Below are 20,980 nucleotides of genomic sequence, written 5' to 3'. Positions count from 1 at the left end.
CGTTAAGCCTATCGCTCCGAGGAGGGGTCGGAACCGGTCTCGGCGCCGCCTCGACGACCGCGGGTGGAGTACCAGACCATCAGTGCCCCGATCACCAGGATGCCGCCGATCGAGAGGGCGAAGATCCATGCGGTGGCGCCGGAGCCGCCGTTCGTGTCGGGCGCCTGAGTGGCCGGGGCGGCGGGCGTCGAGGATGCTTCCTCGCTGGGCGCCGCGGTCGTCGGCGAGGTGCTCGGCTGCGCGGTCGATCCTGTCTCGGAGCCGGTCGTCACGGTGAAGAAGTATTCATCGGACGTCGCGTGGCCGTCGCTGGAGACGACCTTCCAGATCACGTGATACTCGCCGGCGGGAGCCTCGGGCAGAAGCGGCTGCGTGACGATCGCGCCGTCCACCGACGCGGGCCCCTCGGTGACGTACTCGCCGTCGGGTCCTGTCACGACCACCTCGGTGGCGCCCTCGCCGTCGATCAGTTTGGCGCTGAAGGTGAGGGTCAGCTCGGCTGGAAGCACGTCCACCTCGCCGTCGATGGCCGGTGACGAAGAGACGAGCGAGTCGTGCGCGGAGGCGGAGAGCGGGGAGAAGAGAACCAGGAAGGCGGCGAGGAGCGTCGCGGCGAGGGCGACGGAGGCGGCGGGCAGGCGCAGAGCTTTGGTCTTCACAGGTCCACCCTATGAATGCACGGTATGTGACGGCTGAGTATGGATGCGGCCTCCCGCGACCGGCTCGGCATCCGTTAGTCTGGACAACCTAGGAGGGCACAGTGACAGACAGCGACAGCCGACCGGCCGGAGAAGCCGCAATCCACCGCTCCGGCGAACAGAGGCACGACGTAACGCAGACGTTCGGACACGATTCCGATCTGTCCTTCGTGCCGTTCGGCGTGGAACTCACCGACGTCGAGCAGACCGCGATCGCGGCGCTGCCGTCGGGATCGGCCCTGCTTCTGGTGCGTTCCGGCGCACTCGCCGGTGCACGGTACCTGCTCGACACCGACGTGACCACGGTCGGCCGGCACCCGGAAGCCGACATCTTCTTCGATGACGTGACCGTCTCGCGACGGCATGCGGAAATCACCCGCAGCGGGTCGACGTTCGAGATCATCGATCAGCGCTCGCTCAACGGCACCTATGTCAACGGTGAGCGCGTCGACCGCAGCGCACTGATCGACGGTTCCGAGCTCAGGGTCGGAAAGTTCCGCCTGAACTTCTTCGCCTCACCTCACGACCGGGCGGCGGCGAACGCCTGATGGCGGCCTCTCCCGCCCGCGAACGCTCTGCGTCCGCGGGCCTGCTGAGTATCGGGCAGGTGCTCGCTCGGCTCACTCCGGAGTTCCCCGACCTGACCTCCAGCAAGCTGCGTTTCCTCGAGGTGCAGGGCATCGTCAGCCCTTCTCGTACGGAGTCCGGCTACCGCAAGTTCTGCGCAGCCGACATCGAGCGCCTGCGCCTCGGTCTCACGCTGCAGCGAGACCACTACCTGCCGCTGAGTGTGATCCGCGAGCAGCTCGATGAGGCGGAAGCCGGCGGCGAGACGAGTGCGCTCGTGGCTCCGCCGTCGATCACTCCGACGCCCCGTCGTTACCGGCGCGCCGAGCTTCTCGCCGCCGCCGGCGCCGGACCCCAACTGCTCAATGATGCGATCAGCACCGGCGTCATCACGGCGCAGGAGAGCTATCCGGAGGCGACCGTGACTTTGCTGCGCGGCCTCGTCGCGCTCGACCGGCACGGCATCGAGCCGCGTCACCTGCGCTCGCTCCGCCAGGGAGCCGAACGCGAGGTCGCACTCATCGAGTCGGCGATGTCGTCGCTGCTGCGCCGGACCGATGCCGCCTCGCGGGCGAAGGCCAGCGAACTGGCCCCGGAGCTCGCCACGAAGATCGATGAAGTGCGCGCGCTCTTCATCAAAGACGCGCTGTCGCGGGTGCTTTCGTAACGAACTGGTTGCGACACACCTTCGACGTCACACGGATGTCATTGCCGGTGCCCAAGCACTGCTCTACCGTGGAGATAACCGTTCCAGGGAGGATTTCAGATGAATGCGGATGAGCTCACAGGCGACCCGCGGTTCGTACCCGAACTCCTCTTCACGGACGGTCTCCCGGCCATGGATGACGAGGTCGGCTACCGCGGAGCAGTCGCCGCTCGTGCCGCCGGCATCACCTACCGTCAGCTGGACTACTGGGCTCGCACCGAGCTGGTGGAGCCCACCGTCCGCGGCGCGAGCGGCTCCGGCTCTCAGCGTCTCTACGGCTTCCGCGACATCCTCGTCCTGAAGCTCGTCAAGAGCCTGCTCGACACCGGCATCTCCCTGCAGCAGATCCGCACGGCTGTCGAAGAGCTGCGCCGCGCGGGCATCCGCGACCTGGCCGGCACCACGCTGATGAGCGACGGGGCATCCGTCTACCTCTGCACGTCGAACGATGAGGTCATCGACCTCGTCAGCCGTGGCCAGGGTGTGTTCGGCATCGCCGTCGGCAAGGTGCTCCGCGAAGTCGAGTCGACGCTCGTCGCCTTCGACCCGACAGCTCCGGACCCGGTGGACGAGCTCTCCGCGCGCCGCTCTCAGCGCTCCGCCTGAGCCCTTCGATGGGTCCAGAGACCCCAGGGGTTTTCTGACCACAAGAAAACGGCCACCCTCGATGAGGATGGCCGTTTCGCTGTGCGCGCGAGGTCAGACGTTCTCGGGCAGCGCGATCCGTCCGGTGCGGATGATCCGGTCGAGCAGTTGATCGAAGTCGGCGGCGAGCTCCTGAGCGGAGTCTCCCGGCCAGATGTGCAACGGCTTCGCCGCGCCCTGCGCCTGCTGCAGCGAGGTGCGCTCCGGCAGTTGCGGGGCGAGCACGAGGGGGCCGAACATGTCGCGGAGCTCCTTGATGCGGAACTGGTGCTCGATGGACTGCGGGCGCACGCGGTTCACGACGATGCCGAGCGGCTGCAGACGGGGGGAGAGGCCGCGGCGGATCTCCTCGATGGCGCGCAGGGCACGGTCCGCGGCGGCGACGGAGAACAGGCCCGGCTCGGTGACCACCATGACGCGGTCGCTCGCGGCCCACGCGGTTCGGGTGAGCGCGTTCAGCGACGGCGCGCAGTCGATGAGCACGAGGTCGTAGTCCGCCTCGACGGCGGCAAGGGCCTCTTCGAGCTTCCAGACGTCGCGCACGCTCGGGTGCGGGCCGTCGAAGTTGATGGCGGAGGGGCTGCCGATGAGGACGTCGATGGTGCCGGGGTGCACCTTCGCCCAGCCGCTGGACGTGATCGCCTGACGGACGACCTTCTCCTTCGGGTTCGCCAGGACATCGGCGATGTTGAGTCGTCCGGCGACCTGGATGTCCATCCCGGTCGAGACGTCGGACTGCGGGTCGAGGTCGACGACGAGAGTCCGGACACCTCGGGCGAAAGCCGCTGAGGCCAGCCCGAGTGTCACGGTCGTCTTGCCGACGCCTCCCTTGAGAGAGCTGACGCTGAGTACGTGCACGGACTCCACGTTACCTTCCCCTAGGCTGAGGGGACACTCAGCCCCGCCCCTGCACGTCGAAAACGCCGTGCATCGAGCTCTCAGAGGTGTGCATGTTCCAAAAGATCCTTGTGGCCAACCGCGGCGAGATTGCGATCCGGGCCTTCCGAGCGGCGTACGAAGTGGGAGCGCGCACCGTTGCGGTCTTCCCCCACGAAGACCGCGGGTCCGTGCATCGGCTCAAGGCCGACGAAGCGTACGAGATCGGCGAGCGCGGGCATCCCGTCCGCGCCTACCTCAACGTCGATGAGATCATCCGCGTCGCTCTCGAGGCGGGCGCAGACGCGATCTACCCGGGCTACGGCTTCCTCTCGGAGAACCCCGAGCTCGCGGAGAAGGCTGCAGCGAACGGCATCGTCTTCATCGGACCGCCGTCGAACGTGCTGGAGATGGCGGGCAACAAGGTCGAGGCGAAGCGTCATGCGATCGAGGCGGGCGTTCCCGTGCTCCGCTCGACGGAGGCATCAGACGACATCGACGCCCTCGTCGCTCAGGCGGACGACATCGGATTCCCGCTGTTCGCCAAGGCCGTGGCCGGTGGCGGAGGACGCGGCATGCGTCGCGTGGAGACGCCGGGAGAGCTCGCGCCGGCGCTGGCCGCGGCGATGCGCGAAGCATCGAGTGCGTTCGGAGACGCCCGGATGTTCCTGGAGCAGGCGGTCGTTCGTCCTCGGCACATCGAGGTGCAGATCCTGGCGGACAAGACCGGCGAGACCGTGCACCTGTTCGAGCGTGACTGCTCGGTGCAGCGCCGCCATCAGAAGGTCGTCGAGATCGCTCCGGCGCCCAACCTCGACGATGACATCCGCACGGCCCTCCACGGCTACGCTGTCGCATTCGCCCGTTCGATCGGCTACGAGAACGCGGGCACGGTCGAGTTCCTGCTCGAGACCGCGGGGGAGCGCACCGGCGAAGTCGTCTTCATCGAGATGAACCCGCGCATCCAGGTCGAGCACACGGTCACCGAGGAGGTCACCGACGTCGACCTCGTGCAGAGTCAGATGCGTATCGCCGCGGGACAGACCCTCGCCGACCTCGGTCTGCAGCAGGAGAACCTGCATCTGCGCGGCGCGGCCCTGCAGTGCCGCATCACGACCGAGGACCCGACGCAGGGGTTCCGGCCCGACACCGGCAAGATCACCACGTACCGCTCGCCCGGTGGTGCCGGCATCCGTCTCGACGGCGGTACGGTGCATCAGGGCGCGCAGATCAGCCCGCACTTCGACTCGATGCTGGCGAAGCTGACCTGCCGCGGTCGTGACTTCCCCGCCGCCGTCGCGCGGGCGCGACGCGCTCTCGCCGAGTTCCGCATCCGGGGCGTCTCCACGAACATCCCGTTCCTGCAGGCCCTGCTCGACGACGACGCGTTCATCGCCGGAGATGTCAGCACGTCCTTCATCGACGAGCGTCCCGAACTGCTGCGCGGTCGCGTCTCGAAGGACCGCGGGACGCGGCTCCTGAACTGGCTGGTCGACGTCACCGTCAACAAGCCGCACGGATCCCACCCCGGCGTGATCGACCCGGCGGCCAAGCTGCCGACCGTCGATCTCACCACCGAACCGGCGGCGGGTTCGCGTCAGCGCCTGCTCGAACTCGGCCCGGAGGGCTTCGCGCGCAGCCTGCGCGAGCAGACCGCCCTGGCGATCACCGACACCACGTTCCGCGACGCCCACCAGTCGTTGCTGGCCACGCGGGTACGCACGAAGGACCTCGTCGCCGCGGCACCGTACCTCGCCCGGCTCACGCCCGGTCTGCTCTCCGTCGAGGCCTGGGGAGGTGCGACCTACGACGTCGCGCTGCGATTCCTCGGCGAGGACCCGTGGGAGCGGCTCGACAAGCTGCGTGCAGCCCTGCCGAACGTCGCGATCCAGATGCTGCTGCGTGGGCGCAACACCGTCGGATACACGCCGTACCCCACCGCCGTCACCGAGGCCTTCGTCGCGGAGGCCGCGGCGAGCGGCGTCGACATCTTCCGCATCTTCGACGCGCTCAACGACGTCGAGCAGATGCGCCCGGCGATCGAGGCCGTGCGCAACACCGGCACGGCTGTCGCCGAGGTGGCGCTCTGCTACACCGGGGACCTGCTCGACCCGGCCGAGGACCTCTACACCCTCGACTACTACCTTCGACTCGCGGATCAGATCGTCGCGGCCGGTGCGCACATCATCGCCATCAAGGACATGGCAGGGCTGCTCCGTCCGGCGGCGGCAGCGAAGCTCGTCGCCGCCCTGCGCGAGCGCTTCGATCTTCCGGTGCACCTGCACACGCACGACACCCCCGGTGGCCAGCTCGCGACGCTCCTCGCAGCCAGCGCCGTCGGCGTGGATGCGGTGGATGCCGCGTCGGCGCCGCTGTCCGGCACCACGAGCCAGCCGTCGCTGTCGTCCCTCGTCGCCGCGCTCGCGCACACCGACCGCGACAGCGGGATCTCGCTCGGCGGGGTCTCGGATCTTGAGCCGTACTGGGAGGCCGTGCGACGCCAGTACGCTCCCTTCGAGTCCGGACTGCCCGGACCCACGGGGCGCGTGTACCACCACGAGATCCCCGGCGGACAGCTGTCGAACCTCCGACAGCAGGCGAAGGCCCTGGGACTCGCGGACGACTTCGAGCTGATCGAGGACATGTACGCCGCTGCCGACCGGATCCTCGGCCGGGTGCCAAAGGTGACGCCGTCGTCGAAGGTGGTCGGCGATCTCGCCCTGCACCTCGCTGCGGTCAAGGCCGACCCCGCGGACTTCGAGGCCAACCCCGAGAAGTACGACGTGCCGGACTCGGTCGTCGGCTTCATGGCAGGGGAGCTGGGGGATCTGCCCGGCGGCTGGCCGGAGCCGTTCCGCACGAAGGTGCTCGCCGGCCGTTCGGTGCGTGTCGGTCTGACCGAGATCTCGGCTGAGGACGAAGCGGCTCTCGCCGGATCCAGCGCCGAGCGTCGCGCACGTCTCAACGCGCTGTTGTTCCCGGCGCCGACGAAGGAGTACCTCGAGCGCCGTGAGCTGTTCGGCGACCTGTCGGTGCTGGACACGAGCGACTACCTCTACGGCCTGGTGCAGGGGCAGGAGCACGTGGTGGAGATCGATCGCGGCGTGCAGCTGTACGTCGGTCTCGAGGCCATCGGAGATGCCGACGACAGGGGCATGCGCACCGTGATGACGACCCTCAACGGGCAGCTTCGGCCGGTGTTCGTGCGCGACCGCTCCATCGCCGTCGATGCCCATGAGGTCGAGAAGGCCGACACCTCCGTGCCCGGTCAGGTGGCTGCCCCGTTCTCCGGCGTGGTCACGTTGAAGGTCGAGGTCGGCAGCACCGTCAAGGCGGGGGAGCCGGTCGCATCCATCGAGGCGATGAAGATGGAAGCGGCCATCACCGCCTCCGTCGACGGAGTCATCGAGCGCCTCGCGATCGCGGGTACCCAGCAGGTGGATGCCGGAGATCTTTTGGTCGTCATCCGTCCCGCGCACTAATCTTGTGCGGGCGAGGGCCGCGCCGCGTGCGCACCCGAGGCCCGCGCAGGCTTGGAGTGCATCGTGACCCCGAAGAACACCGCAGACCACGAGGAGAACCCGCTGGGGGTGCTCGACGACGCCGCGTCTCTGGACACGGCAGGAATCGGCATCCTCGGCGGGACCGCGCAGGTGAGCGTGACGCTGCCGAAGGATGAAGACGACGACCTCGACGACGACGGCGTCGTCGACGGCGAGGTCATCGGCGACCTGATCATCGACGAGGCGCCGCCGGCGCTGGCACCGAAGGCGGTACCCGCCGCCACGGTCGCCGCGGTGACAGCGACGAAGAGCAAGGCGGAGTCCGCGGCGGGCATCACGACCGAGCCTGCGGCGGAGGCGTCGACGGCCCCGACAGTGTCGAAGCCGTCGAAGCAGACAGCGTCGAAGCCGTCGATCTTCATGGATCCGATCGTGATCGATGAGCCGCCCGTTCCTGCGACGACGACCGACGACGTGGTGGATGCCGAGGTCGTCGAAGAGTCCGAGCCCACCGGGACCGCCGTGACCGCCGAGGCCGCCGAGCCGGCCGAACCCGTAGCCGCCGCCGAGCCGCCGGCCTCCGGGCGTCGCGCGACGGACGAAGAAGCTGCCGCCGCGCGGTTCCTGGCCCGTGCGGATGCTGACGTCGCGCCCTCCGCGAAAGCGCCGGCCTCCGCCGCGCCGACGCCGATCCAGAAGGAGACAACAGCCGTGTCCAGACCAGAGCCGAGGGCCGTCACCCCGCAGCCGGCGCGTGCCGCAGCCCGCACGGACGTGACGCTCACGTCGAAGCGACTGGAAGAGCTGGCGGAGCCCTCGCGCGAGTCCGCCGACCTGCTGACAGCCGACCGGCTGCTCGACCCGAGCCGGATCGCCAAGCCGGAGCCCGAGGGCGCGTGGAGTCATTTCCTCTACACGGTGTCCGGGCGTCGCATCAACATCGGCGACGGCCGACGTGCTCGCGAGCGCAAGGCCCTCTCCGCGCGGATCGCGGCACCCCTCACCGGCGGTGCGCGGTTCGTTCCCGTCCTGTCCCGCAAGGGCGGCGTCGGCAAGACCACGATCACGGCCCTGCTCGGCATGGCACTCGCGGATGCCAGAGAGGACCGGGTCATCGCCGTAGACGCGAACCCCGATCGCGGGACTCTCGCGGAGCGGGTGGTGCGCCCGCACCACAACAAGTCGGTGCGCGATCTCGTGCGCATCCACGACGAGGTCAAGGGGTATCACGACATCTCCGCGATCGTCGCGCGAGACGCCACCCGCCTCGACGTCCTCGCTTCCGACTCCGATCCGCGTATCGCCGAGGCCTTCAGCGACAGCGACTACCGCGATGTCGCCGGAGTGGCGGCGCACTACTACTCGCTGGTCCTGACGGACACCGGCACCGGGATCGTGCACTCGGTCATGTCGGCGACGCTCGACCTCGCCGACCAGATCGTGATCGTGTCCGGGCTCAGCGTCGACGAGGCGCGCCTGGCGTCCGAGACTCTCACGTGGCTCGAGACCAACGGCTACGCGGAGCAGGCACGCGAGGCGATCGTCGTGCTGAACCAGTCGACACCCGGCACGCCGCTGGTCCGCCTGAACGAGCTGCAGGCGCACTTCGCCACGCGGGCCAAGAGTGTGATCCGGATGCCGTACGACCCGCAGATCGCGGGCGGCGGCACGATCGTGTTCGCGAACCTGCAGCCGGAGACGCGCATCGCCGCGCGTGAGCTGGCGGCGCTGCTGGTCGAGGGTCTGCGGGCGAGGGCCGCCTGATGACGGTGCGCGAGATCCGCATCTTCGGCGACCCCGTGCTCCGCACCGTGTGCGCGCCCGTCGACCAGATCGACGACGGGGTGCGGGCGCTGGTGGCCGACCTCGTCGAGACCGTCGAGCTTCCGGGCCGCGCGGGTGTCGCAGCGCCGCAGATCGGCGTGGCGCTGCGCGCCTTCAGCTACAACATCGACGGGGACATCGGCTACGTGCTCAACCCGGTGCTCACCGAGGTGCGCGGCGATCCGGTGCCGACCGGAGAGGGATGCCTGTCGGTTCCCGGACTGTGGCATGACGCGCCTCGTCATCCGTGGGCCCGCGTCGAGGGGATCGACCTCGAAGGGAACGAGGTGGTGCTCGAAGGCGAGGGGCTCCTCGCTCAGGCGCTGCAGCACGAGACGGATCATCTCGACGGGAAGCTCTTCCTCTCCCGCCTCGATCCGGATACCCGCAAGGTGGCGATGCGCGAGGTGCGCGAGAGCTCCTGGTTCTGACACAGGAGAAAGGCCCCGCGGAAGCGGGGCCTTTCTCCTGTCCGGTGTGACCGGGGCGTCAGCCGCCGATCGCGACGTTGGTCGTCGACACGGGCTCGTCGTAGATCGCGGCGACCTCGTCGGCGAAGTCGTTCATGATGACGTTGCGCTTGATCGACATCTTGGGCGTCAGGTGACCCGAGGCCTCTGTCCACTCCGAGTCGAGGATCGTGAACTTGCGGATCGACTCGGCGCGCGACACCCGTGCGTTCGCTCCGTCGACCGCGCGCTGCACCTCGTCGCGTACAGCCGCATTGGTGGAGGCATCCGCCAGCGACATCTTCGCGTCGAGCCCGTTGTTCGCGAGCCAGGTGGGCAGCATCTCGGGGTCGAGGGTGACGAGGGCGGAGATGAACGGACGCTGGTCGCCGACGACGACGACCTGGCCGATGATCGGATTCGCGCGGATCGGGTCCTCGAGGGCGGCCGGGGCGACGTTCTTGCCGCCGGCCGTGACGATGATCTCCTTCTTGCGACCGGTGATCGTGAGGAATCCCTCGGAGTCGAAGCTGCCGATGTCTCCGGTGCGGAACCAGCCGCCGTCGCTGAACGCCTCGGCCGTCGCCTCCGGGTTGTTCCAGTACTCCTTGAACACGTTGATGCCGCGGACCTCGATCTCGCCGTCCTCGCCGAGACGCACACCGACGCCGGGGAGGGCGGGGCCGACGGTGCCGATCTTCGACTTGTCCGCCAGGTTCACGGTGGCCGGTGCCGTCGTCTCGGTGAGGCCGTAGCCTTCGAGGATCACGACGCCGAGGCTGTGGAAGAAGTGGCCGAGGCGCGGGCCCAGGGGAGCGGAGCCCGAGACGGCGTAGACCACGTTGCCGCCCATCGCCGCGCGGAGCTTGCTGTAGACGAGCTTGTTGAACAGGGCGAACTTGAGCTTCATCCCGAACGGGATCTTCTTGCCCGCTTCGAGCAGCTTCGAGTGCTCGATGGCGACGTCGGCGGCAGCGCGGAAGATCTTGCCCTTGCCGCCGGCCTCGGCCTTCTGCTCTGCGGAGTTGTAGACCTTCTCGAACACACGGGGGACCGCGAGGAGGAAGGTCGGCTTGAAGGAGCCGAGCGCCGGGAGCAGCTGGCGGGTGTCGGGCTGGTGGCCCGTGCGGACGCCGGCGTGGATGTCGAGGACCGAGATGAACCGCGCGAAGACGTGCGCGGTCGTGATGAACAGCAGCGTCGATGCGCCCGGCGTCTGCACGACGGCATCCAGTGCCTTGGCGGAGTTGCGAGTGAGCTCGACGAAGTTGCTGTGCGTGAGCACGCATCCCTTCGGGCGTCCCGTCGACCCCGAGGTGTAGATGAGGGTCGCGATGTCGGAACCGACGGCGAGGTTGCGGCGCCGTTCGATCTCCTCGTCCGTCACCGACGAACCCTGCGCGGTGAGCGTGTCGATCGCACCGAGGTGCAGCTGCCAGACCTCGCGGATCAGCGGAAGGTCGCCGCGCACCTCGTCGACACGGGAGAAGTGCTCGGGCGACTCCACCATGAGGGCGATCGCACCGGAGTCCTCGAGGATCCACTGGATCTGCGAGGGGGAGCTGGTCTCGTAGATCGGGACCATGACAGCGCCGGCGTAGAAGAGCGCGAAGTCGACGAGAGTCCACTCGTAGGTGGTGCGGGCGAGGAAGCCCACCTTCTCACCGGGCTGGATGCCGGCTGCCGCGAAACCCTTCGCCAGCGCGATCACCGCAGTCTGGAAATCGGCGGCGGAGATGTCGCGCCAGCCGTCGCCGTCGGGGACGGAGAACAGCGCCCGATCGGGGGTGGCCTGGACGCGCTTGACCAGAAGGTCTGAGACGTTCGCGTCGGGATCGGCGGGGACGATCGCGGGGACTTCAAACTGGACCACGGCAGCTCCTTCGGTACCGGACGGGCACGGTGTGGTCTTGAGTCTAGGGCATGACACCGCGTCGCACCTTGGGTGAGACCGAGTCGCGATTCCGATTTCCGGATAAAGAACATCGAAGCGGATGCCGGGGCGGCGCTAGACTTCACCACGATGTTCTACTGGCTGATGAAATATGTGGTGATCGGCCCCGTCGTCAAGGGGATCTTCCGCCCCTGGATCGCGGGACGTAACAACGTGCCCGCGAACGGTGCGGCGATCCTCGCCAGCAATCATCTCTCCTTCGCGGATTCCATCTTCTTGCCGCTCGTGATCGATCGTCCGATGTCGTTCCTCGCCAAGAGCGACTACTTCACCGGCCGCGGTATCAAGGGCTTCGCCACCAAGTTCTTCATGAAGGCGACCGGCCAGATCCCGATCGATCGCTCCGGAGGCAAGGCGTCGGAGGCCTCCCTCAACACCGGCCTGCAGGTGCTCGGCGGGGGAGACCTGCTCGGCATCTATCCGGAGGGCACGCGCAGCCCCGACGGCAAGCTGTACCGCGGGCGCACGGGCATTGCGCGCATGGCTCTGGAGGCAAAGGTCCCTGTCGTTCCCGTGATCATGGTCGACACCGACACGGCGATGCCGATCGGGCGCCGACTTCCCCGCATCATGCGGGTCGGCATCGTCATCGGAGAGCCACTCGACTTCTCGCGCTACGCGGGCATGGAGAACGACCGCTACATCCTGCGCTCCGTCACGGACGAGATCATGGTGGCGCTGCACCGGCTCGGGCAGCAGGAGTACGAAGACGTCTACGCGTCGACCGTGAAGGACCGCCTTCCGGCCCGCGTCACACGGGGCTCCTAGCGAATCCGAGGGGCACGCCGACCACTAGGCTTGAGGCATGCTCCCGCACCACATCGACGCCCTTGATGCTTGGCGCTCGCTTCCCATCAAGCAGCAGCCGCAGTGGCCCGACGCAGACCGCGTCGCCGAGGTCTCCCGACAGATCTCCACTCTTCCTCCGCTGGTCTTCGCCGGCGAGGTGGACAACCTCCGTGAGCGCCTCGCGCGCGCCGCATCCGGTCAGGCATTCCTGCTCCAGGGCGGCGACTGCGCCGAGACGTTCGCCGGTGCCACCGCCGAGCAGATCCGCAACCGCATCAAGACGGTGCTGCAGATGGCGGTCGTGCTCACGTACGGTGCCTCGATGCCGATCGTCAAGATGGGGCGCATGGCGGGTCAGTTCGCCAAGCCGCGTTCGAGCGACACCGAGACCCGTGGCGACGTCACGCTTCCGGCGTACCGTGGCGACATCGTCAACGGCTACGACTTCACCGAGGGCTCTCGCGTGGCCGATCCCGGTCGCCTGCTGCAGGGCTACCACACGGCCGCCTCGACGCTGAACCTGATCCGTGCGTTCACGCAGGGTGGGTTCGCCGACCTTCGCGAGGTGCACTCCTGGAACAAGGGCTTCGCGCAGAACCCGGCCAACCAGCGCTACGAGCGCATGGCCGCCGAGATCGATCGTGCGATCAAGTTCATGGAGGCTGCCGGCGCCGATTTCGACGAGCTCAAGCGCGTCGAGTTCTTCACCGGCCACGAGGGCCTGCTGATGGACTACGAGCGCCCGATGACGCGCATCGATTCGCGCACCGACACCCCGTACAACACGTCCGCCCACTTCCTGTGGGTCGGGGAGCGCACGCGCGAGCTCGACGGCGCGCACATCGACTACTTCTCGAAGATCCGCAACCCCATCGGCGTCAAGCTCGGTCCGACCACGACGCCCGAGACGGCGCTCGCCCTGATCGACAAGCTCGACCCGGAGCGCGAACCCGGACGCCTCACGTTCATCACGCGGATGGGTGCGGGCAAGATCCGCAATGCCCTGCCGCCGCTGCTGGAAGCCGTGCGCGACTCGGGCGCCCAGCCGCTGTGGGTCACCGACCCGATGCACGGCAACGGGATCACGACGCCGACCGGCTACAAGACGCGTCGCTTCGATGACGTGGTCGACGAGGTGCGCGGCTTCTTCGAGGCGCACCGCGCGGTCGGCACCTTCCCCGGCGGCATCCACGTCGAGCTCACCGGTGACGACGTGACCGAGTGCCTCGGCGGATCGGAGCACATCGACGAGGCCGCCCTCGCGACGCGCTACGAGAGCCTCTGCGACCCGCGTCTGAACCACATGCAGTCCCTCGAGCTGGCGTTCCTCGTCGCCGAGGAGCTCGAGAAGCGCTGAGCCGAATCGAAAGGGGGCCGGAACGATGTTCCGGCCCCCTTTCGTGTGTCTCGATCAGCCGGCGAAGCTCATCTTCAGCGTGATCGTCGCGCCCTTGCGCTGAGGCTCAGACGGGCTGTACGAGTCGACGTTCGTGTTCTCGTTCGCCAGCAGGTCCCAGACGGAGTCGGGGAGGCCGGTGTCGCTCGTGTAGGACCACTTGAAGCCGGCCTCGTCCAGCGCCTTCGTCGCCTCGTTGCGCGTCATGCCGTCGACCTTCGGCACGTCGAACAGGGGCGGGCCACTGGAGATGATGAGCTGCACGGTGTCGCCCGGGCGCCACGGGCCCGACTCGGAGCGATCGGCATGGCCGATGACGCGGTCCTTGCCGATGGTGTCGCTGGGCTGATACTGGCTCTCGGCAGCGACCTTCAGGCCCTTGCCGGTGAGAGCATCGGTGGCCTGCTGCACGCTCAGATCGCTGATGTCGGGCAGCGGCCCGCGCGAGACCTGGATGGTCGCTGAGTCCTTCTCGAACACCGTGCATCCCTGGTCGCAGCCGAACGTGTCGCCTCCCGCGCTGGGGGTGATGCGGACGTTGAGGACCTTGCCGTCGGCGAGTTCTTCGTCGAAGTACTCCTCGTCGTCGCCGATGGTGAGGTTGGCCGCGCCCAGGGCGGCGCGTACCTCCTCGAGATCGAGTCCGGTCACCGGATCGAGCTTGTGCGATGCGGGCCCGGCCGAGACGATGACCGCGACGGTCACGCCCTTGTCGAGACGGGTGCCTTCGCCGGGATCGGTCTCGATGACCGTGCCCTTGGCGACGTCGACGGAGAACTGATCCTTCTGCTCGGGGACGAACCCCGCGTCGGTGAGCACTCCGGCAGCCTCGTCGTAGGTCCCCCCGGCGACGCCCGGCACGGCGATGAGCGAACCAGGGCCTGAGCCGAACCACCAGCCGACACCGCCGGCGAGGACGGCGAGCAAGAGCACGAGAGTGAGGAGGAAGGCGCCGCGCGCGCGGCGCTTCGAGGCGCGCCGCCGCAGGATCGTCGCATTGTCGACGGCCGGGGCGGCCGGGAGAGCGGGGTCGGAGATGACCATCGTCCCCGGCATGACCTTGGTGAGGTCGCCAGAGTCGGCCTGACTGCGCTGCGACGTCGTGGCCGCGGCCACCGCGGGGGCGATGCCCAGGTCGCGTTCGATCTCCCGCAGCCGCTCGAGCATCTGCCCGGCATCGTCCGGTCGCTCATCGGGCGACTTCTCGGTCGCCCAGAGCACGAGCTCGTCGAGCTGCTCCGGGACGGACGGGTTGCGCACGCTCGGACGCGGGACCGATTCGGTGGCGTGCTGGAACGCGATCTGCATGGGCTGCTCGCCCTTGTACGGCTGTTCGCCGACCAGCATCTCGTAGAGCATGATGCCGAGGGCGTAGATGTCGCTGCGGGCGTCGGCCGTGCCGCGGGTCACGAGTTCCGGCGCCAGATAGGCGATGGTGCCGAGCAGCTGCTGACCGGTGGCGGTGTTCGCCGTCGTCGCCCGCGCCAGACCGAAGTCGCCGATCTTGATGCGGCCGTCCTCCGCGAGCAGGACGTTCTCGGGCTTCACGTCGCGGTGCACGATCCCGGCGCGGTGCGCGGCGGAGAGACCGGCGAGGATCGCATCCATGATGGTGATCGTCTGGGGGATCGTGAGTCGCTTCTGTTCGCGCAGCAGCTCGCGGAGGGTGATGCCGGGCAGATACTCCATGACGAGGTAGGCGAGTTCGCCGTCCTGGCCCTGGTCGAACACGTTGACCACATGCGGATCCGCCAGGCGGGCGGCAGCGCGAGCCTCCTGGATGAAGCGGCTCTGGAATGCGGAGTCGTCGCTGAGGTGCGCATGCATGACCTTCAGGGCGATGCGGCGCTCGAGGCGGAGGTCTGTCGCGACATACACGGTCGCCATCCCACCGCGAGCGATTCGCGCCCGTACGCGATAGCGGCCGTCGACAAGCCGCCCGATGAGGGGGTCGGCCTGCTGATTGGACGTCACGTCAGAATTCTATGGAGAACTGCCTGAAAGACAGGGGAACGGCTCACCCCTAGCACCTGCGGATTTTCCGGAGGCCGGTCATCCGTAGAGCGCCAACCAGCGATAGGCCTGGGTCTCCCACTGGCCGTACCGGTCGGGATAGGCGGAGATCTGCACGGCCTGAGCGGCGTCGGTGAACGACTTGCCCTCCCAGCCCGGGATGTCGAGCAGGCCACGAGTGGTCTGTCCGTTCGGGTCGCCGTGGCCGCCGTAGAACACTCGGGTGCTGCGGTCGGCGTCCAGGATCTGGGCGGGCGCTCCCCAGCCGGTGCTGGGGCGCTGCTGGAAGATTCCGAGCGAATCGCGGTCGCCCCAGTCCAGGTTGCGCAGCCCGGACTCGACCATCGCGGTGGCGAGTGCGATGGCGATGCCCCGATCGGAGACGCCCACCTCGCGCCCGATCCGGATGATGAGGCCGGCGTTCGACGCCTGCTCCGCGTCCAAGGACGCCGTCCGCTGCCCGCCCGCGGATACGGCGGCGGGCGCGGGGGCTCGCTTCACGACGAGCTTCTGTCCCGGATAGATGATGGACGAACCGCCGAGGCCGTTGAGCGAGAACAGCGCCTGGGTCGTCGTTCCGTACTTCTTCGCGATCGCGAAGACGGTGTCGCCCGCGACGACGACGTGGGTCGTAGTGGCTGCCGGTGCGGTCGCCACCGCCACCGGAGCGGCGGCAGCCGGGGCCTTCGCGCCGGAGACCGCGAGCTTCTGTCCGGGGTGGATGACCGACGCGCGGTTCAAACCGTTCGCCGACAGGACGGCATCGACCGTCGTGCCGTACTTGCGGGCGATGCCGAAGACGGTGTCTCCCGCGACCACGGTGTGCGTGCGGGCACCGGTCTCGACGGCGGCGGGCGCCGCGGGAGCTGCGGATGCCTGCAGCTTCAGCTTCTGCCCGGGGTAGATCACCGAGCGCCAGCTGAGGCCGTTCCAGGTGAGAACGTCGACCGTGCGGAGTCCGAAGCGGCCTGCGATCGCGGAGACGGTGTCACCCGGTTGCACGACGTAGATCGACGGTGGGGCTTGAGCGGGCACGACGCGCAGCGGCGACGCGCGATGACGCTCGACAGCCACGGGATCTTGCAGCGCTTGGGCGGGCGCCGCCACCAGTGTCCCGGCCAAGGCGCCGATGATGGCGGCCGGTGTGCCGAGCTGCAGGTATCGCGTACGACGCGAGGCGGTGTGCTGTCTCAAAGCGTCCCCCTTTTTCGAGCACTTCACGCTGACACGGATGTAAACAGAAGTCAACAGGAGTGACGCAAGTGACAGATGTGACTGGAGTGCCGATATGCGGCTCCGGAGCGGAGGTGAGATAGTGGCAACGTGTCTGAGAACGTAGCTGTGACCCCTGCCGCCCAGTGGCTGACGATGCCCGACCTCGTCGAGGTGCTGGACGAGCCCCTCGGCCGCGTGCGCCGTCTGATCGACGATCACTACCTGGTCGGTTCCCGGCGCAACGGCGCTTTCGCGGTGCCGGCGGCGTTCATCGTCGACGGGCACCCGCTGAGCTCGCTGCGCGGCACCATCATCGTGCTGCAGGATGCCGGCTTCACCGACGACGAGCTGATCGACTGGCTGTTCGCGGAGGAGGAGAGCCTCGGACGTTCGCCGATCGACGCGCTCCTCGCGGGGCACAAGAGCGCGGTCCGTCGCCTCGCTCGCACGCTCGCCTGATCGCGCGCGTCCGGCCGGCGGCCTCAGGCTGAGCGCACCGTCGCCGCCCTGGCCAGATCGCGCAGGTCACCGACGGCGGCATTGTCGAGCCGAGAGCCCGAGAGTGCCCGATCGGCCTGATGCGCGTAGTCGGCGATCATCGCCTCCACGCGTTCAAGGGCACCGGATCCCTCGATCGTCGCCTGCAGGAACGACACCTGCTGCTCTGTGAGTTCCGGGTCGCCGAGCATCTCGTCCAGGATGCTGCGGGCGGAGGGGTCGAGCGACTCCCTGGTGAGGGCGACGAGCACTGTGCGCTTGCCCTCTCGCAGGTCGTCACCCGCGGGTTTGCCGGTGACCGACGAGTCGCCGAAGACCCCGAGGACGTCGTCGCGCAGTTGGAATGCCATCCCGACCGGATGCCCGAACCGCCGCAGGGCAGCCAGCTGATCGTCGTCCGCTCCGGCGAGTGCGGCGCCGAGCACGAGGGGTTGCTCGATGCTGTAGCGCGCGGATTTGAGCGACACCACCCGCAGCGCCCGCTCCGCGTGCTGTGCGCCGTCGTTCACGCTCCACGCGGATTCCTCGGCGATGTCGAGGTACTGTCCCGTGGTCACGTCTCGACGCATCCGGGCGTACTCCGACCGCACGGCGCGTGCGCGGGGGTGGGCGTCCAGTGCCGCCTCGAGCAGGTCGTCGCTCCACGCGACGAGCAGATCGCCGAGGAGCACGGACGCTGCGCGGCCGAAGCCTTCGGCATCACCGGCCCATCCGGCCGAGCGATGCGAGGACTCGAGAGCACGGTGAGCAGCAGGGCGGCCGCGCCGGGTGTCCGAGTTGTCGATCAGGTCGTCGTGGACGAGAGCGGCGGACTGGAAGATCTCGAGGGCGGCGCAGACGTCCCAGAGCGCGTCGTCTTCGGTCGCACCGTGGTCGCGGAATCGTGCGATCGAGCGCCATCCGGAATGACAGAAACGTGCGCGGAGGCGTTTGCCGCCGACCAGCGTGCTCGCCGCGGCATCCAGGAAGGACATTGCGTCGGGGCCGTACTCCTCGGATTCGGCTCGCATCCGTCCGAGGAAGCGCTCCAGGCGGTCGGCGACGGCGTCGGAGACGAGTGAGGGGGTCGGCACGACTCCCAGCATACGTAAAGCAAGGAGGCCTCGATCGGCTAGCCCCGAGCGCCTCGGCGCGCGTAGAATGAGAAGGACCATACCCGAGGGGGACGAAATGCCACTCTCCGAACAGGAGCAGCGTCTGCTCGATGAGATGGAACGCCATCTCCTCCACAACGACGCCGACGTCGTGAGTGCGCCTTCGGGCGATCGCACTCTGAGCTACCGCAATCTCGTCTACGGGGCGCTCTTGCTGCTGGTCGGTATCGGCGGACTCATCGCCGGAGTCATCATCGGCGACGTCTGGGGCATCGTGGTCGGGGTCGTCGGTTTCGCCGCGATGCTCGCCGGTGTCATGTTCGCCGTCACTCCCGTCCGCCGCACCACCCCGGTGGTCCCTCGCGAACGCGCCGCCTCGAAGCCGCAGAGTTCGGCATCCTTCATGGATCGCATGAACGATCGATGGGATCGCCGCCAAGACGGTCACTGACCACTCCACTCTCTGAAGAAGCCCGGATGCTGAGCATCCGGGCTTCTTTGCGTTGATGGCGGATGCTGCTCCGGCCCTCCACTTTCCCTCCACCTCGCTCCACCGCGGAATTCCGCGGAACTTCGGCGCGCCCGATCGTCGAGTGTGGGGGCTGCCGTGGAATTGTCGTAGGTAAGTGGAGGAAAGTGGAGTAAAGTGGGGCGCACCTCGAGTTGGCCGGACGGAGAGGGGGTGATGGCCGATGTTGCTAGGGACGCATTCCCCGAAGCTGGACGACAAAGGACGGGTCATCCTTCCTGCGAAGTTCCGCGAAGACCTCGGTGGCGGCATCGTCGTCACGCGTGGTCAGGAACGCTGCCTCTACGTCTTCAGCACGGCCGAGTTCGAGACCATGCACGAGCGGATCCGTCAGGCGCCGCTCGCCAACAAGCAGGCGCGTGACTTCATGCGTCTGTTCCTCTCCGGCGCCAGCGCGGAGATGCCCGACAGTCAGAACCGCATCACCATCCCCGCCCACCTGCGTCAGTACGCAGGCCTTCAGAAAGAGCTCATCGTCACCGGAGTCGGCGCACATGCCGAGATCTGGGATGCGGAGAGCTGGAACAGCTACCTCGCCGCCGGCGAGGAGACCTACTCCGATCTGGAGCAGGAGGTGATTCCGGGACTCTTCTGACCACGGCTGTGATGCCCCGCCGCTCCCGCCCCGACACACTTCCCCGGTGCCGGGTCGAGAAGCGGAGGGGGATCAGAGCCGAAGGTCAACCCGAGAAAGATCATGAGCCTCCGCGACATCCACACCCCCGTCCTGCTCGACCGCTGTGTCGAGCTGCTCGCCCCGGCCCTCCAGGCCGACGGAGCGGTGCTCGTCGACGCCACTCTGGGCATGGGAGGCCACTCCGAAGCCCTGCTCGAGCGGTTCCCGCACATCCGACTGGTCGGCCTCGACCGCGACACCGACGCTCTGCGCATCGCAGGGGAGCGGCTCGCCCGATTCGAGGACCGCGTCACTCTCGTGCACACGGTGTACGACGAGATCGGTCTTCACGCGCAGGGAGCTTCCGGCATCCTCTTCGATCTGGGTGTCTCCTCGCTGCAGCTCGACGAGGCAGAGCGCGGTTTCGCGTACTCGAAGGATGCGCCGCTGGACATGCGCATGGATCAGACCAAGGGCGTCACCGCCGCTGACGTTATCGCGACCTACAACGAGGGCAACCTCCGGCGCATCTTCGAACGCTACGGCGAGGAGAAGCTCGCCGGACGCTACGCGCGTTTCATCATCGACGCTCGGCAGAAGCAGCCGATCACGCGATCCGGAGAGCTGGTCGAGATCCTCATCGCCGCGACGCCCGCTGCGGCTCAGCGTGCCGGACATCCCGCGAAGCGGGTCTTCCAGGCACTGCGCATCGAGGTCAACGCCGAGCTGAACGTTCTCGCGGACGCGATCCCGTCCGCGATGGACGCGCTGGGCGTCGGCGGACGCATCGTCGTGATGTCGTACCAGTCGCTCGAGGACCGCCTCGTCAAGCAGGCGTTCGCCGCGGCATCCGCCTCGACGGCACCCGCAGGGCTCCCGGTCGAACTTCCCGAACACGCCCCGCGCTTCCGCATCCTCACCAAGGGCGCGGAGATGGCGGGAGACGACGAGCGCGCGCGCAATCCGCGCGCGATCCCGGTGCGCCTGCGCGCCGCTGAGAAACTGCGGGAGAGCGCATGAGCCTGAACGCCGCGGCAGTCCGCAAGCCGGCGCAGCCGGTCGAACCGGCACGCGTCCCGAAGAGACGACTGCAGCCCGTCACCAGCCCCGCCGTCCGTCGCAAGCCCAAACTCGCCTATGCGCTGATCGCGCTCGGCGGAGCCCTCGCGATCGGCGCCGCCCAGATCGCATTGTCGCTCGCCATCACGCAGGACTCCTTCGCGCTGAAGGACCTCTCCTCGCAGCAGCGCGAGCTCGACCTTCGCACGCACGCTCTGAACGAGGAACTGACCGGCATGAGCTCTCCTCAGGTGCTCGCCACCGGCGCTGCGAGCCTCGGGATGGTGGTCGCCGGCTCGCCGTCGTACCTGCGTCTGAGCGACGGCACCGTCTTCGGGAGCGGAGCCGGTGCGGATGGGATCTCGACCGTCGACCCGAAGGGGGCAGGCGCGGTCGGCAACGCCCTGATCACCGCCCCTCCGGCCGAGACGCCCGCCACCGAAGGCGGAGCGACCGACACGACCACACAGGATCTTCCGCCGGCGATCACCGACGGCCTTCCGAGTCCCCTCACGCACTGACGCCCGTTTACCGCCCCTGATCTGACGG

Annotated in this window: 19 protein-coding genes; 13 read left to right on the top strand and 6 right to left on the bottom strand. The window is 68.2% G+C overall.

Features of this window, described 5'->3' with window-relative positions; all coding sequences use genetic code 11:
* Positions 1–8: 8 nt before the first annotated feature.
* Entirely contained in the window at positions 9–659 is a 651-nt protein-coding gene (locus V5D55_RS18180) for a copper resistance CopC family protein (protein WP_435745761.1), read from the bottom strand.
* Positions 660–760: 101 nt separating this feature from the next.
* On the opposite strand from V5D55_RS18180, the gene V5D55_RS18175 reads away from it, so the two are divergent.
* From V5D55_RS18175 to V5D55_RS18165, 3 genes are all read left to right on the top strand, one after another.
* Positions 761–1,246: an FHA domain-containing protein gene (locus V5D55_RS18175; protein WP_435745759.1), complete on the top strand. Its 486-nt coding sequence runs from the start codon at positions 761–763 to the stop codon at positions 1,244–1,246.
* Positions 1,246–1,932: a transcriptional regulator FtsR gene (gene ftsR, locus V5D55_RS18170; protein ID WP_435745757.1), complete on the top strand. Its 687-nt coding sequence runs from the start codon at positions 1,246–1,248 to the stop codon at positions 1,930–1,932. Before V5D55_RS18175 ends, ftsR begins: the two co-directional genes overlap by 1 nt.
* Positions 1,933–2,031: 99 nt before the next feature.
* Positions 2,032–2,577, top strand: coding sequence for a MerR family transcriptional regulator (locus V5D55_RS18165; protein ID WP_435745755.1), 546 nt, complete (start codon positions 2,032–2,034; stop codon positions 2,575–2,577).
* A gap of 93 nt (positions 2,578–2,670) precedes the next feature.
* On the opposite strand, the gene V5D55_RS18160 is transcribed toward V5D55_RS18165, so the two are convergent.
* The gene (locus tag V5D55_RS18160) at positions 2,671–3,474 is read right to left on the bottom strand and encodes a ParA family protein (protein ID WP_435745753.1); all 804 of its coding nucleotides are present in this window, start codon (positions 3,472–3,474) and stop codon (positions 2,671–2,673) included.
* A 92-nt stretch (positions 3,475–3,566) separates the two neighbouring features.
* On the opposite strand from V5D55_RS18160, the gene V5D55_RS18155 reads away from it, so the two are divergent.
* The 3 genes from V5D55_RS18155 to def all read left to right on the top strand — a co-directional run bounded on the left by V5D55_RS18155 (position 3,567) and on the right by def (position 9,250).
* A complete protein-coding gene (locus tag V5D55_RS18155; RefSeq protein ID WP_435745751.1) occupies positions 3,567–6,974 on the top strand; it encodes a pyruvate carboxylase in 3,408 nt (1,135 codons plus the stop codon).
* Between the two features lie 63 nt (positions 6,975–7,037).
* Positions 7,038–8,759: a MinD/ParA family ATP-binding protein gene (locus V5D55_RS18150; protein ID WP_435745749.1), complete on the top strand. Its 1,722-nt coding sequence runs from the start codon at positions 7,038–7,040 to the stop codon at positions 8,757–8,759.
* On the top strand, positions 8,759–9,250 hold the full coding sequence (gene def / locus V5D55_RS18145; RefSeq protein ID WP_435745747.1) for a peptide deformylase: 492 nt from the start codon (positions 8,759–8,761) through the stop codon (positions 9,248–9,250). The genes V5D55_RS18150 and def overlap by 1 nt, the downstream gene beginning before the upstream one ends.
* 58 nt (positions 9,251–9,308) lie before the next feature.
* Here def and V5D55_RS18140 read toward each other — a convergent pair whose 3' ends face one another.
* Positions 9,309–11,141: an AMP-dependent synthetase/ligase gene (locus tag V5D55_RS18140; RefSeq protein ID WP_435745745.1), complete on the bottom strand. Its 1,833-nt coding sequence runs from the start codon at positions 11,139–11,141 to the stop codon at positions 9,309–9,311.
* 150 nt (positions 11,142–11,291) lie between these two features.
* Between V5D55_RS18140 and V5D55_RS18135 the strand changes: the two genes are divergently transcribed.
* Both V5D55_RS18135 and V5D55_RS18130 read left to right on the top strand, forming a co-directional pair.
* Positions 11,292–11,990, top strand: a complete 699-nt coding sequence (locus tag V5D55_RS18135; protein ID WP_435745743.1) for a lysophospholipid acyltransferase family protein — start codon at positions 11,292–11,294, stop codon at positions 11,988–11,990.
* Between the two features lie 37 nt (positions 11,991–12,027).
* Positions 12,028–13,368 carry a class II 3-deoxy-7-phosphoheptulonate synthase gene (locus V5D55_RS18130; RefSeq protein ID WP_435745741.1) on the top strand — a complete coding sequence of 447 codons (1,341 nt, stop codon included), beginning with the start codon at positions 12,028–12,030 and terminating at the stop codon, positions 13,366–13,368.
* Between the two features lie 54 nt (positions 13,369–13,422).
* Here V5D55_RS18130 and pknB read toward each other — a convergent pair whose 3' ends face one another.
* Both pknB and V5D55_RS18120 read right to left on the bottom strand, forming a co-directional pair.
* Entirely contained in the window at positions 13,423–15,381 is a 1,959-nt protein-coding gene (gene pknB, locus V5D55_RS18125) for a Stk1 family PASTA domain-containing Ser/Thr kinase (protein ID WP_435745739.1), read from the bottom strand.
* 78 nt (positions 15,382–15,459) lie between these two features.
* Positions 15,460–16,614: a LysM peptidoglycan-binding domain-containing protein gene (locus V5D55_RS18120; RefSeq protein WP_435745737.1), complete on the bottom strand. Its 1,155-nt coding sequence runs from the start codon at positions 16,612–16,614 to the stop codon at positions 15,460–15,462.
* Between the two features lie 129 nt (positions 16,615–16,743).
* Here V5D55_RS18120 and V5D55_RS18115 point away from each other — a divergent pair, with 129 nt between their 5' ends.
* Positions 16,744–17,094, top strand: coding sequence for an Rv2175c family DNA-binding protein (locus V5D55_RS18115; RefSeq protein ID WP_435745735.1), 351 nt, complete (start codon positions 16,744–16,746; stop codon positions 17,092–17,094).
* Between the two features lie 23 nt (positions 17,095–17,117).
* Here V5D55_RS18115 and V5D55_RS18110 read toward each other — a convergent pair whose 3' ends face one another.
* The gene (locus V5D55_RS18110; RefSeq protein WP_435745732.1) at positions 17,118–18,218 is read right to left on the bottom strand and encodes a polyprenyl synthetase family protein; all 1,101 of its coding nucleotides are present in this window, start codon (positions 18,216–18,218) and stop codon (positions 17,118–17,120) included.
* Between the two features lie 85 nt (positions 18,219–18,303).
* Between V5D55_RS18110 and V5D55_RS18105 the strand changes: the two genes are divergently transcribed.
* The 4 genes from V5D55_RS18105 (at position 18,304) to V5D55_RS18090 (ending at position 20,952) form a co-directional block, all read left to right on the top strand.
* Complete coding sequence (locus V5D55_RS18105) at positions 18,304–18,678, top strand: DUF3040 domain-containing protein (RefSeq protein WP_435745730.1); 375 nt, start codon at positions 18,304–18,306, stop codon at positions 18,676–18,678.
* Between the two features lie 241 nt (positions 18,679–18,919).
* Entirely contained in the window at positions 18,920–19,351 is a 432-nt protein-coding gene (gene mraZ, locus V5D55_RS18100; protein ID WP_307373208.1) for a division/cell wall cluster transcriptional repressor MraZ, read from the top strand.
* A gap of 102 nt (positions 19,352–19,453) precedes the next feature.
* Positions 19,454–20,392 carry a 16S rRNA (cytosine(1402)-N(4))-methyltransferase RsmH gene (rsmH, locus tag V5D55_RS18095; RefSeq protein WP_435745728.1) on the top strand — a complete coding sequence of 313 codons (939 nt, stop codon included), beginning with the start codon at positions 19,454–19,456 and terminating at the stop codon, positions 20,390–20,392.
* Entirely contained in the window at positions 20,389–20,952 is a 564-nt protein-coding gene (locus V5D55_RS18090) for a hypothetical protein (protein ID WP_435745726.1), read from the top strand. The genes rsmH and V5D55_RS18090 overlap by 4 nt, the downstream gene beginning before the upstream one ends.
* Positions 20,953–20,980: the final 28 nt, after the last annotated feature.

It is taken from the genome of Microbacterium sp. PMB16, from assembly GCF_051294855.1.
Taxonomy (GTDB): domain Bacteria; phylum Actinomycetota; class Actinomycetes; order Actinomycetales; family Microbacteriaceae; genus Microbacterium.
Note: the sequence above shows the minus strand (reverse complement) of the source record. Positions and strands in the feature narration are given on the sequence as shown.